The organism is Burkholderia sp. SR8 (assembly GCF_052851275.1).
In genome coordinates this window covers 1-13,582 of sequence record NZ_JAULUC010000008.1, presented here as the reverse complement: position 1 = coordinate 13,582, position 13,582 = coordinate 1, and the positions used below count along the sequence as shown (strand labels likewise).

Annotated in this window: 11 protein-coding genes and 1 pseudogene; 9 read left to right on the top strand and 3 right to left on the bottom strand. The window is 66.0% G+C overall.

Annotated elements, in window-relative coordinates:
• Window positions 1-28 precede the first annotated feature (28 nt).
• Window positions 29-232: a cold-shock protein gene (locus Q3A80_RS12225; protein WP_004196460.1), complete on the top strand. Its 204-nt coding sequence runs from the start codon at window positions 29-31 to the stop codon at window positions 230-232.
• A gap of 179 nt (window positions 233-411) precedes the next feature.
• On the opposite strand, the gene Q3A80_RS12220 is transcribed toward Q3A80_RS12225, so the two are convergent.
• Window positions 412-2,001, bottom strand: a complete 1,590-nt coding sequence (locus Q3A80_RS12220; RefSeq protein WP_446329271.1) for a multicopper oxidase family protein — start codon at window positions 1,999-2,001, stop codon at window positions 412-414.
• Window positions 2,002-2,030: 29 nt separating this feature from the next.
• Here Q3A80_RS12220 and Q3A80_RS12215 point away from each other — a divergent pair, with 29 nt between their 5' ends.
• Together Q3A80_RS12215 and Q3A80_RS12210 are read left to right on the top strand one after the other, a co-directional pair.
• Complete coding sequence (locus Q3A80_RS12215; protein WP_446329270.1) at window positions 2,031-2,402, top strand: hypothetical protein; 372 nt, start codon at window positions 2,031-2,033, stop codon at window positions 2,400-2,402.
• Between the two features lie 288 nt (window positions 2,403-2,690).
• Window positions 2,691-2,915: a hypothetical protein gene (locus tag Q3A80_RS12210; RefSeq protein ID WP_006478028.1), complete on the top strand. Its 225-nt coding sequence runs from the start codon at window positions 2,691-2,693 to the stop codon at window positions 2,913-2,915.
• Between the two features lie 135 nt (window positions 2,916-3,050).
• On the opposite strand, the gene Q3A80_RS12205 is transcribed toward Q3A80_RS12210, so the two are convergent.
• Both Q3A80_RS12205 and icd read right to left on the bottom strand, forming a co-directional pair.
• Entirely contained in the window at window positions 3,051-5,279 is a 2,229-nt protein-coding gene (locus Q3A80_RS12205) for an NADP-dependent isocitrate dehydrogenase (RefSeq protein WP_446329269.1), read from the bottom strand.
• A gap of 282 nt (window positions 5,280-5,561) precedes the next feature.
• Entirely contained in the window at window positions 5,562-6,818 is a 1,257-nt protein-coding gene (gene icd / locus Q3A80_RS12200) for an NADP-dependent isocitrate dehydrogenase (RefSeq protein ID WP_040141560.1), read from the bottom strand.
• A gap of 274 nt (window positions 6,819-7,092) precedes the next feature.
• On the opposite strand from icd, the gene Q3A80_RS12195 reads away from it, so the two are divergent.
• The 6 genes and pseudogenes from Q3A80_RS12195 to Q3A80_RS12170 all read left to right on the top strand — a co-directional run.
• Window positions 7,093-7,671: a pseudouridine synthase gene (locus Q3A80_RS12195; protein WP_446329268.1), complete on the top strand. Its 579-nt coding sequence runs from the start codon at window positions 7,093-7,095 to the stop codon at window positions 7,669-7,671.
• A gap of 290 nt (window positions 7,672-7,961) precedes the next feature.
• Window positions 7,962-8,174, top strand: a complete 213-nt coding sequence (locus tag Q3A80_RS12190; protein ID WP_006398520.1) for a hypothetical protein — start codon at window positions 7,962-7,964, stop codon at window positions 8,172-8,174.
• A 159-nt stretch (window positions 8,175-8,333) separates the two neighbouring features.
• Entirely contained in the window at window positions 8,334-8,834 is a 501-nt protein-coding gene (locus tag Q3A80_RS12185; RefSeq protein ID WP_446329267.1) for a DUF192 domain-containing protein, read from the top strand.
• A gap of 214 nt (window positions 8,835-9,048) precedes the next feature.
• The gene (fusA, locus tag Q3A80_RS12180) at window positions 9,049-11,160 is read left to right on the top strand and encodes an elongation factor G (RefSeq protein ID WP_446329266.1); all 2,112 of its coding nucleotides are present in this window, start codon (window positions 9,049-9,051) and stop codon (window positions 11,158-11,160) included.
• Window positions 11,161-11,324: 164 nt separating this feature from the next.
• Window positions 11,325-12,335, top strand: coding sequence for a HoxN/HupN/NixA family nickel/cobalt transporter (locus Q3A80_RS12175; protein ID WP_446329265.1), 1,011 nt, complete (start codon window positions 11,325-11,327; stop codon window positions 12,333-12,335).
• Window positions 12,336-12,623: 288 nt separating this feature from the next.
• Window positions 12,624-13,582: pseudogene (locus Q3A80_RS12170) on the top strand (hypothetical protein); the annotation flags it as partial.

The following is a 13,582-nucleotide window of genomic DNA, read 5'->3' as shown; positions in this document are numbered from 1 at the left end:
AGCGACTGTGTGACAGGGGAAGTAGGAAATGGCAACTGGTATCGTGAAGTGGTTCAACGACGCGAAGGGCTTCGGTTTCATCACTCCCGACGAGGGCGGTGAAGATCTGTTTGCGCACTTCTCGGCCATCAACATGCAGGGCTTCAAGACCCTGAAGGAAGGCCAGAAGGTGAGCTTCGAGGTCGTTCAAGGGCCGAAGGGCAAGCAAGCGTCGAACATCCAGGCCGCATAAAGGCACCGGATATCAGACGAAGAAACCCGGCATTGCGCCGGGTTTCTTTTTTTCAGGCCGGCCAATCGTTTATTCGATTGGCCGGCCTTTTCGTTCAATCCCGATAATTGAACAGGTATTGTCTCGTCGCGCGCGCAGATCGAATGGCGACATACGCGCGAAACATATTCGATTACCCGTCACACGACCTTCAGCGTGCCCATCATGCCTAGATCCTCGTGTTCGAGAATATGGCAGTGAAACATGCGCTCGCCGGGCATCTCTTGCGTGACGAGAATCGTCACCGTTTCGCCGCTGCGCACGTTCACGGTGTCGCGCCATGCGCGGAACGGCTCGGCCGTGCGCGTGCCGTCGGATGCGCGCTCGATCACCTGGAATTGCGTGCCGTGCAAGTGGAACGGGTGATCCATGTCGGTCGCGTTGCGGATCGTCCAGCGCTCGACGTCGCCGCGGCGGCTCGTCAGCGTCGCGCGGTGCGGCGCGTACGCGGCCCCGTTGATCGTGAAGCGCATGCCGGCCGGGCGGCCATGCGACGGGCCGTTCATCATCGCATCCATGTCCATCTCCTCGCCGAACGCCACTTCCTTGTGCGCGACTGGCTCGCCGAGCGCCGGAACCGTGCGCAGCGTGGCCGGCAGCGCACGCGCGGCGGCCGGTGCGAACGCGACGTCGGCCAGCGGCAGCGCCGGATCGGGCGGCAGGCTGCCGTGACCGTCGTCGTGCGACATCGCCATTTTGCGGCGGTCGTACTCGGCCGCCTGCAGCACCGCGCGTGACGCGCGGTCGCCGGCGCGCACCAGCAGCTCCGCGCGCTCGCCCGGCGCGAGCAGCAGCGACGTCACGCGGCGCGGCGCATCGAACAGCCCGCCGTCGGTGCCGGCCTGCTCGAATGCGCGGCCGTCGTCGAACGCGACGCGCAGGTAGCGCGCGCTGCACGCGTTCCATACGCGCCAGCGCTCGTCGCCCGCGACGTCGATCCGCGGCCGGCGCGCGCCGTTGACGAGCACGAACTGCCCTTCGCGGCCGTTCATCCAGTCCATCATGTCGTTCGGCGGGATCGTGCCGTCGCGCGCAAGCTTCAGGTCGGACACGAACAGGTTGCGCTCGGGCCAGCCGGCGAGCGGATCGTCGGCGGCGCGCACGATGAACGGTCCGGCCAGCCCGCGGAACACCTGCTCGGCCGTCATCATGTGCGGATGCGGGTGATACCAGTAGGTGCCGGCGCTGCCCTTCGGCAGCGTGAAGCGGTACACGCGCGACGCACCCGGCGCGACCGGATCGGACGGGTTGCCGTCCTGGTCCGGCGGCACCGGCAGGCCGTGCCAGTGGATCGTCGACGGTTGCGGCAGCTTGTTCACGAAACGGATTTCGACCGTATCGCCCTCGCGCACGTCGATCAGCGGGCCGACGACCGGCCCTTGCGTACCGGCGCCGAACTGCCAGAACGTCGTCGGACGCGCACCGTGCAGCAGCGGCCGCGCAACCGGCTGCGCGACCAGCGTCGCGCGGAACGTGCCGGGCTCGCGGCTTTCGTTCGCGAGCGTACGCAGCGACGCGAGCGGCGCGCCGGCCGGCAGCGCGTCGGCGGCCGCGAGTGCGGCCGGCGCCGGCTTCGCGTGCTGCGCGTGACCGGCCATGCCCGGCATGTCGTCCATCTGATCCATGCCGGCCTTGCCCGCGTGAGCTGCGTGCTGCGCCCACGCGGTGCGCGCAAACAGCGATGCGGCCGCGACGCCGATGGCGTGCGACAGAAAGGTTCTCCGTATCATCAATCGTTCCTCGTCATTCGTGCTGCGTCATGCGGCCGTCGCGACTGCCGCGCCAGCCGGCACCGGGAGCGCGGCTGCGCGACCCGAAAACCGATGCCCGCGTCATCATAACCGCAGCCCCCGGTCGAAACGCCCCGGCACCGGACGAGCGTCGATTCGTCGCAGTGCCGGCCCGGCACGACGGCTCGCACGCCGTTTCAGCTGCGCGTTCGACGGTCGCGCAACGCGAGGCGCACTGCATTCATGCCGCGGCGGCGGTCGCGGTGCTCGCCGATGCGTTTTCGCCGGTCCCGCGCGAGTTCATTTCCAGCGGCCGCTTGCCGCGCCCTCGGCACACCGCGCGCCGCCCGCGCATGAAATCGCCGATTTTTCACGATGCGGAACAAGTCACTGCTTTATAAAAATTCGTGGTGCACGGCACAAATTCGCTGTTTCGCGATGCCGAAAAACGTTCCGCAATACAAAACGCTCGAAATATCAATTTGTTTTTAAAAGAGAATTTTTGTTTCGAGAAAGCGTTCTACGCGCACCATCGACACCGGCCGCAGACGTAGACTTTGTTCCATGCACTGACGCTTCGCCACGACGTTCGAGACGGAACCCCGGCGCAAGCAACCAGTCGGGCCACAGCCGGACGCGCCGGCGGGCCGCACACCAGAATCGCTTGTAATCAGAAAGGGAGAACGGAAATGAAGGGATTTCGCTTTGGTTCAGCGCTCGGGTCGTTCTACATCCTGCCGGCAAACGGCGGCTGGGAAGCGACGTTCGGCAACGCTTCGCTCGGCGCGTTCTCGTGCCCGGAAGTCGCGGCCGACCGCATCTCCCGCGGCGACTGCGCACAACCGTCCGAACTTGACACGGCGACGCTCGAAGTGCCGGACGAAATCGCCGAATGGGAAATCGTTCACGTCTGAATGGCACGCCTGCAACGAAAAACGCCCCGGGCGACCGGGGCGTTTTCATGTTCGGCGCAACGGCGAGCCGGGAGGCCCGCCGCGATGGCTGCCGCCGTTGCCGAGACTGCGACGCGCGCGGCGGCGCGGCCCGCGTCAGGCGACTGCGTCGATGATGCCGTTCAGCGTCGCGCTCGGGCGCATCGCCTTGCCGGTCAGCTCGACGTTCGGACGGTAGTAGCCGCCGATCGCCTGCGCGCTGCCCTGCGCAGCCGACAGTTCTTCCAGGATGCGCGCCTCGTTGTCCGACAGCGACTTCGCGACACCTTCGAACTGCGCCTTCAGCGCTGCGTCCTCGGTCTGCTCGGCGAGCGCCTGCGCCCAGTACAGGCACAGGTAGAAGTGGCTGCCGCGGTTGTCGAGGCCGCCGACCTTGCGCGCCGGCGACTTGTTCTCGTCCAGGAACTTGCCGGTTGCCTGGTCAAGCGTCTTCGCGAGCACGAGTGCCTTCGGGTTCTGGTAAGCATGGCCGAGGTGTTCGAGCGACGCGGCCAGCGCGAGGAACTCGCCGAGCGAATCCCAGCGCAGGAAGCCTTCCTCGACGAACTGCTGCACGTGCTTCGGTGCCGAGCCGCCCGCGCCCGTTTCGAACATCCCGCCGCCGGCCATCAGCGGCACGATCGACAGCATCTTCGCGCTGGTGCCGAGTTCCATGATCGGGAACAGGTCGGTCAGGTAATCGCGCAGCACGTTGCCGGTGACCGAGATGGTGTCCTTGCCCGCGCGGATGCGCTCGAGCGAGAAACGCGTCGCGTCGACCGGCGTCATGATCCGGATGTCGAGACCGTTCGTGTCGTGGTCCTTCAGGTAGCGTTCGACCTTCGCGATGATCTGCGCGTCGTGCGCACGGGCCGGATCGAGCCAGAACACGGCCGGCGCGCCGGTCGCGCGGGCGCGGTTCACCGCGAGCTTGACCCAGTCCTGCACCGGTGCGTCCTTGGTCTGGCACATGCGCCAGATGTCGCCCGACTCGACCGCGTGCTCGAGCAGCACGTTGCCGGCTTCGTCGGTGACGCGCACGACGCCGTCAGCGGGGATCAGGAACGTCTTGTCGTGCGAACCGTATTCCTCGGCCGCCTGCGCCATCAGGCCGACGTTCGGCACGCTGCCCATCGTGACCGGATCGAACGCGCCGTGCTGCTTGCAGTCCTCGATCACGGCCTGGTACACGCCCGCGTAGCAGCGGTCCGGAATCACGGCCTTCGCGTCGTACAGCTGACCGTCCGGGCCCCACATGCCGCCCGAATCGCGGATCATCGCCGGCATCGATGCGTCGACGATCACGTCGCTCGGCACGTGCAGGTTCGTGATGCCCTTGTCCGAGTTGACCATCGCGAGGCGCGGACGCACCGCGTATTCGGCTTTCACGTCGGCTTCGATCGCTTCGCGCGTGTCGGCCGGCAGGTCCTTCAGGCGCGCGTACAGGTCGCCGATCCCGTTGTTCGGGTTGAAGCCGGCCTTCGCCAGCACGTCCGCGTGCTTCGTGAGCGCGTCGCGGTAGAACACCGACACGAAGTGACCGAACAGGATCGGGTCCGAGACCTTCATCATGGTCGCCTTCAGGTGCACCGAGAACAGCACGTCCTGCGCCTTCGCGTCGGCGATCTGCGCTTCGATGAAGCTGCGCAGCGCCTTGCGGCTCATCACCGATGCGTCGATGATTTCGCCGGCCTTCACGGCCGTCTTTTCCTTCAGCACCTTCTTCACGCCGTCGGCCGTCGTGAGTTCGATCTTCACGCTGCCGGCATCCGCGATCAGCGCGGATTTCTCGCTGCCGTAGAAGTCGCCTTCGCTCATGTGCGCGACGTGCGCCTTCGACGTCGGCTTCCATGCGCCCATCTTGTGCGGGTGCTTGCGCGCGTAGTTCTTGACCGACAGCGGCGCGCGGCGATCCGAGTTGCCTTCGCGCAGCACCGGGTTCACCGCGCTGCCCTTGATCTTGTCGTAGCGGGCCTTGACGGCCTTCTCTTCGTCGGTCGCCGGCTCTTCCGGGTACGCCGGCAGCGTATAGCCCTGCGCCTGCAGTTCGGCGATCGCGGCCTTCAGCTGCGGCACCGATGCGCTGATGTTCGGCAGCTTGATGATGTTCGCTTCCGGCTTCAGCGTGAGCTGGCCCAGTTCGGCCAGATCGTCGGAACCCTTCTGCTCCGGCGGCAGGACGTCGGCGAATGCCGCGATGATGCGGCCGGCGAGCGAGATGTCGCGCGTCTCGACGGCGACGCCCGACGAGCGCGTGAAGGCCTTGACGATCGGCAGCAGCGAATAGGTCGCGAGCGCGGGCGCTTCGTCGGTGAGGGTGTAGATGATCTTGGGCGAAGTGGACATGGTCGATGCGTTGCTACGTGAAAATTTTTGACTGAAGAGCGCCGGCGGTAACCGGCGGGGAGCGACCGGGTCGGTCGCGAAAGGGGCGCGCCGGCTCAGCCGGGCGGCGGTATTGCGAGGGCCGTCATGTTCTACCTTGCAGGGCATGCGGGCCGCATCGCGGCGCCGCGGCCCGCATGCCGGACCGCCCTGCCAACAAACCTGCCGTTCACGAAACGCCCCGGCGCCCGGCAGCTGGCGCCGGGGCGGCCGGCTCTGCGCCGGCCTACCCCGGAAGGGGACTTACATGTTCTCGATCAGCACTTCGCCGAAGCCGGAGCACGACACCTGCGTCGCACCTTCCATCAGGCGGGCAAAGTCGTACGTGACGCGCTTCTGCAGGATCGACTTTTCCATCGCGGCGATGATCGTGTCGGCCGCTTCCGTCCAGCCGAGGTGGCGCAGCATCATTTCCGCCGACAGGATCTCGGAACCGGGGTTCACGTAATCCTTGCCCGCATACTTCGGCGCCGTGCCGTGGGTCGCCTCGAACATCGCGACCGAATCCGACAGGTTCGCGCCCGGCGCGATCCCGATGCCGCCGACCTGCGCGGCCAGCGCGTCGGAGATGTAGTCGCCGTTCAGGTTCAGCGTCGCGATCACGTCGTATTCGGCCGGGCGCAGCAGGATCTGTTGCAGGAATGCGTCGGCGATCGAATCCTTGATGACGATCTCGCTGCCCGTCTTCGGGTTCTTCACGCGCATCCACGGGCCGCCGTCGATCAGCTCGCCGCCGAATTCCTTCTGCGCGAGCGCATAGCCGGCGTCACGGAACAGGCCTTCCGTGAACTTCATGATGTTGCCCTTGTGCACCAGCGTGACCGACTTGCGATCGTTGTCGATCGCATACTGGATCGCCTTGCGCACGAGACGCTCGGTGCCTTCGGTCGACACGGGCTTCACGCCGATCCCCGAGGTTTCCGGGAAGCGGATCTTCTTCACGCCCATCTCGTCCTGCAGGAACTTGATGACCTTCTTCGCCTGCTCGGAGCCCGCGGCCCATTCGATGCCCGCATAGATGTCTTCCGAGTTCTCGCGGAAGATGACCATGTCGATCTTCTGCGGCTCGCGCACCGGCGACGGCACGCCCTTGAAATACTGGACCGGCCGCAGGCACACGTACAGGTCGAGTTCCTGGCGCAGCGCGACGTTCAGCGAACGGATGCCGCCGCCGACCGGGGTCGTGAGCGGCCCCTTGATCGACACCACGTATTCCTTCAGCACCTGCAGCGTTTCGTCCGGCAGCCACACGTCCGGACCGTACACCTTCGTCGCCTTCTCGCCCGCGAAGATCTCCATCCAGTGGATCTTGCGCTTGCCCTTGTACGCATGCGCGACCGCCGCGTCGACCACCTTGATCATCACCGGCGTGATATCGAAGCCCGTGCCGTCGCCTTCGATATAGGGAATGATCGGTTGATCGGAAACGTTGAGCGAGAAGTCCTTGTTGACGGTGATCTTGTCACCGCCCTCCGGAACCTTGATGTGCTGATACGGCATGATCGACTCCAGTGACGTGGCTGAGCAGGTGATGCTGGTCGAAACTGCGCGCGCGGCGGGGCGGCCTTGCCACCCTCGTGACGGCAACAGCGAGCCGCTATTCTAGCGCCCCAACCGGGGCCGGCGGCACGAAGCGCGACGCTGCGTATCAAGTCTTCCCTTATGTCTTATATAAGACAGAGGACTTGCCGTTCCGTATTATGCATTAAGATTCCGCCATTTGCCATAGACCGTCCGCGCCGCCTTCCCGCGAGCTGCCGGGCGGCGCCCCGCCATGACCCTGATCGCCCTCAACAAGCCGTTCGGCACGATTTGCCAGTTTTCCGCGCACGAGACGCGCCCGTCGCTCGGCGACTGGGTAAAAACGCCCGGCGTCTACGCGGCCGGCCGGCTCGATGCGGACAGCGAGGGCCTGCTGCTGCTGACCGACGACGGCGCGCTGCAGGCGCGCATCGCGGAGCCGCGCCACAAGCTCGTGAAACGCTACTGGGCGCAGGTCGACGGCGCGCCGGGCCCGGCCGACCTGAAGGCGCTCGCACGCGGCGTCGATCTCGGCGACTACGTGACGCGCCCGTGCCGCGCCGAATTCATCGAACCGCCCGACGCGCTGTGGCCGCGCAACCCGCCGATCCGCTACCGGGCGGCGATCCCGACCACGTGGATCGAGCTCGCGATCACCGAAGGCAAGAACCGGCAGGTGCGCCGGATGACGGCCGCGGTCGGCTTCCCGACGTTGCGTCTCGTGCGCGTCGGCATCGGCGCGCTCGACATATTCGCGCTCGGCATTGCACCGGGCGAAACAATCGCACTGCCGCCGCGCGCGCCGTGGGACGGTTACGCGCGCGCCGGATGACCGCGTCGGCGGCACGCGATTTTTTCGTCATCTTTTTCGTCAACCGCCTGCGAACATCGCGCGTTAAACCACGCAGATGCCACCCTTAGCTATCCGGCATTGGCAGCCGAAGCGGTATTTGCGCGTTTGCGTCACGAAAGCGACGCTTTCGTCGAATACGATTCGGCGCCCGCAGCGCAAAGAGAAATTTCTCGAAGCGTCTGTCAACCGAAAGGTGGATGGCACCGTTAGACGACATGACTCCTATTGCCGGGTCATTTGGTTAATTAACTAAAGCTGAGGAACACAACATGAACAAACTGATCGCCGCTCTGGTCGCTGGTCTCTTCGCAACGGCTGCTTTCGCACAAGCTTCGGCTCCGGAAGCTGCTTCGGCTGCTGCTCCGGCAGCTGCTTCGGCACCGGCAAAGCACAAGGCTGCCAAGAAGCACCACGCAAAGAAGCACCACGCAGCTAAGAAGGCTGCTAGCGAAGCCGAAGCTCCGGCAGCTGCTTCGAACTAAGCAAGCTGGTTGTAATAACGCAGTCAAGAACACGCAGTCTTGCCGTTCTTACGGCGTTGAAAGGCAGATCACCGCAAGGCGATCTGCCTTTTTCTTTTTGTGCCCGCCGGCGCGCTTCGCGTACCATGCGGGTCTCGTTTTCCCGATAGGAGCCCTGCTGTGCGATTCTCCCTGCGCTCGTCGCTCGGCCGCCTTGCGCGCGCCGCCGTGTTTCCCGCCGCGCTCGCCGTCCTCGCACTCGGCATGCAGACCGCCCATGCGCAGATGCCGCCCGGCGCCAAGCAGCCGAGCGAGTTCCCGCGCGTGAAGCTGCGCGCCGGCATGTACGTGATCGACGCGGCCGTCGCCGCGAACGACGCCGACCGCGAACAGGGGCTGATGTACCGGTCGCAGCTCGCGCCGAACGAAGGCATGCTGTTCGTGTTCAACGAGAACGCCGTGCACTGCTTCTGGATGAAGAACACGCTGATCCCGCTGTCGATCGCGTTCATTCGCGCGGACGGCACGATTACCGACATCGACGAGATGAAGGCCGAGACGACCGACAACCACTGCCCGCGCAACAACGGCGTCTATGCGCTCGAAATGAGCAAGGGCTGGTTCGCGGCGAAGGGCATCAAGCCGGGCATGAAGCTCGACGGGCTGCCCAAGCCGCAGTAACGACGCATGCCGCGGCGGCGCCGCGCATCGACCGAAGCCGGCCGCCGCAGCGCGCCGGCTTTTTTTTCGTCCGCCGGCGGCGCCCGCCTTGATTCGACCGGCCATGACCGCATCTGCAAAAGCCACGGACAAGCGCTATCCTTTAAATCTCGCTTGTTCCAGTCCGGGCCGGCCCAGCCGCCCCGCTTACGACCCGAACCACCAGGAGGTTCACGTGCCCCGCAAAACCCCCATCGAGCGCTATCGCAACATCGGGATCAGTGCTCACATCGATGCCGGCAAGACCACGACGACCGAGCGCATCCTGTTTTACACCGGCGTGAGCCACAAGATCGGTGAAGTGCACGACGGCGCGGCCACGATGGACTGGATGGAGCAGGAGCAGGAACGCGGCATCACGATCACGTCGGCTGCGACCACGGCCTTCTGGAAGGGCATGGCCGGCAACTACCCGGAACACCGGATCAACATCATCGATACCCCCGGGCACGTCGACTTCACGATCGAGGTCGAGCGCTCGATGCGCGTGCTCGACGGCGCGTGCATGGTCTACGACTCGGTCGGCGGCGTGCAGCCGCAGTCCGAAACCGTGTGGCGCCAGGCGAACAAGTACAAGGTGCCGCGCATCGCGTTCGTGAACAAGATGGACCGCGTCGGCGCGGATTTCTTCCGCGTGCAGCGCCAGATCGGCGAGCGCCTGAAGGGCGTGGCCGTGCCGATCCAGATTCCGATCGGCGCGGAAGATCATTTCCAGGGCGTCGTCGATCTCGTGAAGATGAAGGCGATCGTGTGGGACGACGAAAGCCAGGGCGTGAAGTTCACGTACGAGGACATCCCGGCGAATCTCGTCGAGCTCGCGCACGAATGGCGCGAGAAGATGGTCGAGGCCGCCGCGGAAGCGAGCGAGGATCTGCTCGAGAAGTATCTGCACGACCACGAGTCGCTGACCGAGGACGAGATCAAGGGCGCACTGCGCCAGCGCACGATCGCCAACGAGATCGTGCCGATGCTGTGCGGCAGCGCGTTCAAGAACAAGGGCGTGCAGGCGATGCTCGACGCGGTGATCGACTACCTGCCGTCGCCGGTCGACGTGCCCGCGATTCTCGGTCACGACTTCCACGATCCGGAGAAGCCCGCGGAACGTCATCCGAGCGACGACGAGCCGTTCTCGTCGCTCGCGTTCAAGATCATGACCGACCCGTTCGTCGGCCAGCTGATCTTCTTCCGCGTGTATTCGGGCGTCGTCGAATCGGGCGACACGGTGCTGAACGCGACGAAGGACAAGAAGGAGCGGCTCGGCCGGATCCTGCAGATGCACGCGAACGAGCGCAAGGAAATCAAGGAAGTGCGCGCGGGCGACATCGCGGCGGCGGTCGGCCTGAAGGAAGCGACGACGGGCGACACGCTGTGCGACCCGGCGAAGCCGATCATCCTCGAGAAGATGGAATTTCCGGAGCCGGTGATCTCGCAGGCCGTCGAGCCGAAGACGAAGGCCGACCAGGAAAAGATGGGCCTCGCGCTGAACCGTCTCGCGCAGGAAGACCCGTCGTTCCGCGTGCAGACCGACGAGGAATCCGGGCAGACGATCATCTCGGGGATGGGCGAGCTGCACCTCGAAATCCTGGTCGACCGGATGAAGCGCGAGTTCGGCGTCGAGGCGACGGTCGGCAAGCCGCAGGTCGCTTACCGCGAAACGGTGCGCACGACGGCGGCCGACGTCGAAGGCAAGTTCGTCAAGCAGTCGGGCGGGCGCGGCCAGTACGGGCATGCGGTGATCACGCTCGAGCCGAACCCCGGCAAGGGCTACGAGTTCCTCGACGAGATCAAGGGCGGCGTGATTCCGCGCGAATACATCCCGGCCGTCGACAAGGGCATCGTCGACACGCTGAAGTCGGGCGTGCTCGCGGGCTATCCGGTCGTCGACGTGAAGGTGCACCTGACGTTCGGCTCGTACCACGACGTCGACTCGAACGAAAACGCGTTCCGGATGGCCGGCTCGATGGCGTTCAAGGAAGCGATGCGCAAGGCAAAGCCGGTGCTGCTCGAGCCGATGATGGCCGTCGAGGTCGAAACGCCCGAGGAGTTCATGGGCAACGTGATGGGCGACCTGTCGAGCCGGCGCGGCATCGTGCAGGGGATGGACGACATCGCCGGCGGCGGCGGCAAGCTCGTGCGCGCCGAGGTGCCGCTCGCCGAGATGTTCGGCTATTCGACGTCGCTGCGCTCCGCGACGCAGGGGCGCGCTACCTACACGATGGAGTTCAAGCACTACGCGGAAACGCCGACGAACGTGTCGGAAGCCGTGATCAACGCGAAGGTGAAGTAGGCGCCGGGCAGTACCCGCTGCCCGTCGAAGCCCGTCCGGTCTCCGGACGGGTTTTTTTTCGGCAGCCGCACGTAGGAGATGCGCGCCGCGCCTTTTTGATCGGCACGCCGGCATTTTTTTCGCATGACACAATCCATCGCGATTCGTCCGATGGAAACGTCCCGATGCCGAGCCATCCTGCCCTGCGCCGCCTGCTGATGCTGTATGCCGGCCTGATCGCCGCGAACGCCGCCGTCTGGCTCTGGGCGCTCGCGGTGCTGCGCGACCATCCGCTGCTGCTCGGCACCGCGGCGATCGCATACGGCCTCGGGCTGCGTCATGCGGTCGACGCCGATCACATCGCCGCGATCGACGTCGCGACACGCAAGCTGATGCAGGACGGCCAGCGCCCGGTGACCGTCGGCCTCTTCTTCTCGCTCGGCCACTCGACGATCGTGATCGCCGCGACGCTCGGCATCGCGCTGACCGCGTTCGCGCTGCGCGACCGCTTCGACGCGTGGCGCGCGATCGGCGGCACGATCGGCACGATGGTGTCGGCAACGTTCCTGCTCGTGCTCGCCTGCATGAATCTCGCGATCCTGCGCGACGTGTGGCGGCGCTATCGCAGCGCGCCGGACCATGCGCACGACACCGCGCACACGCATCGCACGGGCGGCCTGGTCGCGCGGCTGCTGCGCCCGCTGTTCCGGTTCGTGTCGAAAAGCTGGCACATGTATCCCGTCGGCGTGCTGTTCGGCCTCGGTTTCGATACTGCAACCGAAATCGCGCTGCTCGCGATCGCGGCCGCTCAGGCAAGCCATGCGCTGCCCGTCTACACGATCATGCTGTTTCCCGCGCTGTTCGCGGCCGGCATGACGCTGATCGATTCGACCGACAACGTGCTGATGCTTCATGCATACGGTTGGGCAATGGACGATCCGCAGCGCAAGCTGCTGTACAACGCGAGCATCACGCTCGTGTCCGCAGCCGTCGCGCTCGCCGTCGGCGGAATCGAGGCCGCCGGCCTGCTCGCGGACAAGCTGTCGCTGACGGGCCCCGTGCGCGACGCGCTCGATGCGCTCGGCGAACGCTTCGGCACCTTCGGTTACGGCATCGTTGCGCTGTTTCTCGTCGGCTGGATCGCGTCGATCCTGTGCCACCGGTGGCTGCGCGCTGCCGATGCGACGGCACGCTGACCGTAGTCAGTCGTTTCATTTCAGAAACAAAAAACCCACAACGGCGTTTCGCACGCTGTCACGCATCCGGACGCGCCTTGCGCGACAGGCATAGCGGGCCGATGGCACGAATCTCGCAGTTAGGGATTCGCACGGCGGGCCCGCGTGCCGACTCGTGTTCGCGGCTGGCCTCCGGCGCCGGTCCGATACGTATCGGCTGCCGAAACGACAACGCATCGTTGCTGGTCCCCTGCATCACACGTTGATGGACACGCGTGACGAGGCATTGCGCGTATCGGGAGGCCAATGATGAGTAGAACGAAACGACTGTCCCGCGTGACGGGACGGTGCTATCGCATGACCCTGCTGGCCGCAGCCGCGATTGCGTGCTGCTGCTCGTATGCCGGCGCTCAGGACACGACAGCCGTCGTTCCGGTGACTGTAGTGCCGGGTGACGGCACTTCCACTACCCCATCCGCCCAGGTGCCCGGTACCGCAGCCAACGCGGACAGCGGCGCGGACCCCGTGATGATGCTGGCCGAGAACGCTGCGACGTGTGCGGCCAACCCGGCCGCTTGCGCGGTACACGTGTATGCCGGCAGGGGTGTCGGCAACGGTGCCGGGGGCAGCGGTGGCGGCGGCACGGGCAGCGGCTCGGGCAATGGAGGCAACAACGGCAACGGCGCCGTTGGCCCTGCCGGCGTCGGCGGGACGACGGGTGGGACGAACGGCTCGGGCGGCTCAGGCGGGACAGGCCGCAGCGGCAATGCTTCCGGCAGTGGTGGCTCAGGCGGGGGTACGTCCGGCGGTGCTACCTCGGGGGGCGGTACTTCGGGTGGCGGCACTTCGGGTGGCGGCACTTCGGGTGGCGGCACTTCGGGTGGCGGCACTTCGGGTGGTGGCACTTCGGGTGGTGGCACTTCGGGTGGTGGCACTTCGGGTGGTGGTACTTCCGGCGGCGGGACTTCGGGTGGCGGTACTTCCGGTGGCGGCACTTCCGGTGGCGGCACTTCCGGTGGCGGTACTTCCGGTGGCGGGACTTCCGGCGGCGGTACTTCCGGTGGCGGGACTTCCGGCGGCGGTACTTCCGGTGGCGGGACTTCCGGCGGCGGTACTTCCGGTGGCGGCACTTCCGGTGGCGGTGGCCATGGAGGTGGCGGTGGCCATGGAGGTGGTGGCGGCGATGGCGGCGGCGGCCATGGAGGTGGCGGCGGCGACGGCGGTGGCCATGGAGGCGGTGGCGGCAACGGCGGCGGCCATGGAGGCGG

What these genes read in the sequence shown, in the direction of transcription:
- Q3A80_RS12225 (WP_004196460.1), top strand. Translation starts at nt 29, where the DNA reads ATGGCAACTGGTATCGTGAAGTGGTTCAACGACGCGAAGGGCTTCGGT.
- Q3A80_RS12220 (WP_446329271.1), bottom strand. Translation starts at nt 2,001, where the DNA reads ATGATACGGAGAACCTTTCTGTCGCACGCCATCGGCGTCGCGGCCGCA.
- Q3A80_RS12215 (WP_446329270.1), top strand. Translation starts at nt 2,031, where the DNA reads ATGCGGCCGTCGCGACTGCCGCGCCAGCCGGCACCGGGAGCGCGGCTG.
- Q3A80_RS12210 (WP_006478028.1), top strand. Translation starts at nt 2,691, where the DNA reads ATGAAGGGATTTCGCTTTGGTTCAGCGCTCGGGTCGTTCTACATCCTG.
- Q3A80_RS12205 (WP_446329269.1), bottom strand. Translation starts at nt 5,279, where the DNA reads ATGTCCACTTCGCCCAAGATCATCTACACCCTCACCGACGAAGCGCCC.
- icd (WP_040141560.1), bottom strand. Translation starts at nt 6,818, where the DNA reads ATGCCGTATCAGCACATCAAGGTTCCGGAGGGCGGTGACAAGATCACC.
- Q3A80_RS12195 (WP_446329268.1), top strand. Translation starts at nt 7,093, where the DNA reads ATGACCCTGATCGCCCTCAACAAGCCGTTCGGCACGATTTGCCAGTTT.
- Q3A80_RS12190 (WP_006398520.1), top strand. Translation starts at nt 7,962, where the DNA reads ATGAACAAACTGATCGCCGCTCTGGTCGCTGGTCTCTTCGCAACGGCT.
- Q3A80_RS12175 (WP_446329265.1), top strand. Translation starts at nt 11,325, where the DNA reads ATGCCGAGCCATCCTGCCCTGCGCCGCCTGCTGATGCTGTATGCCGGC.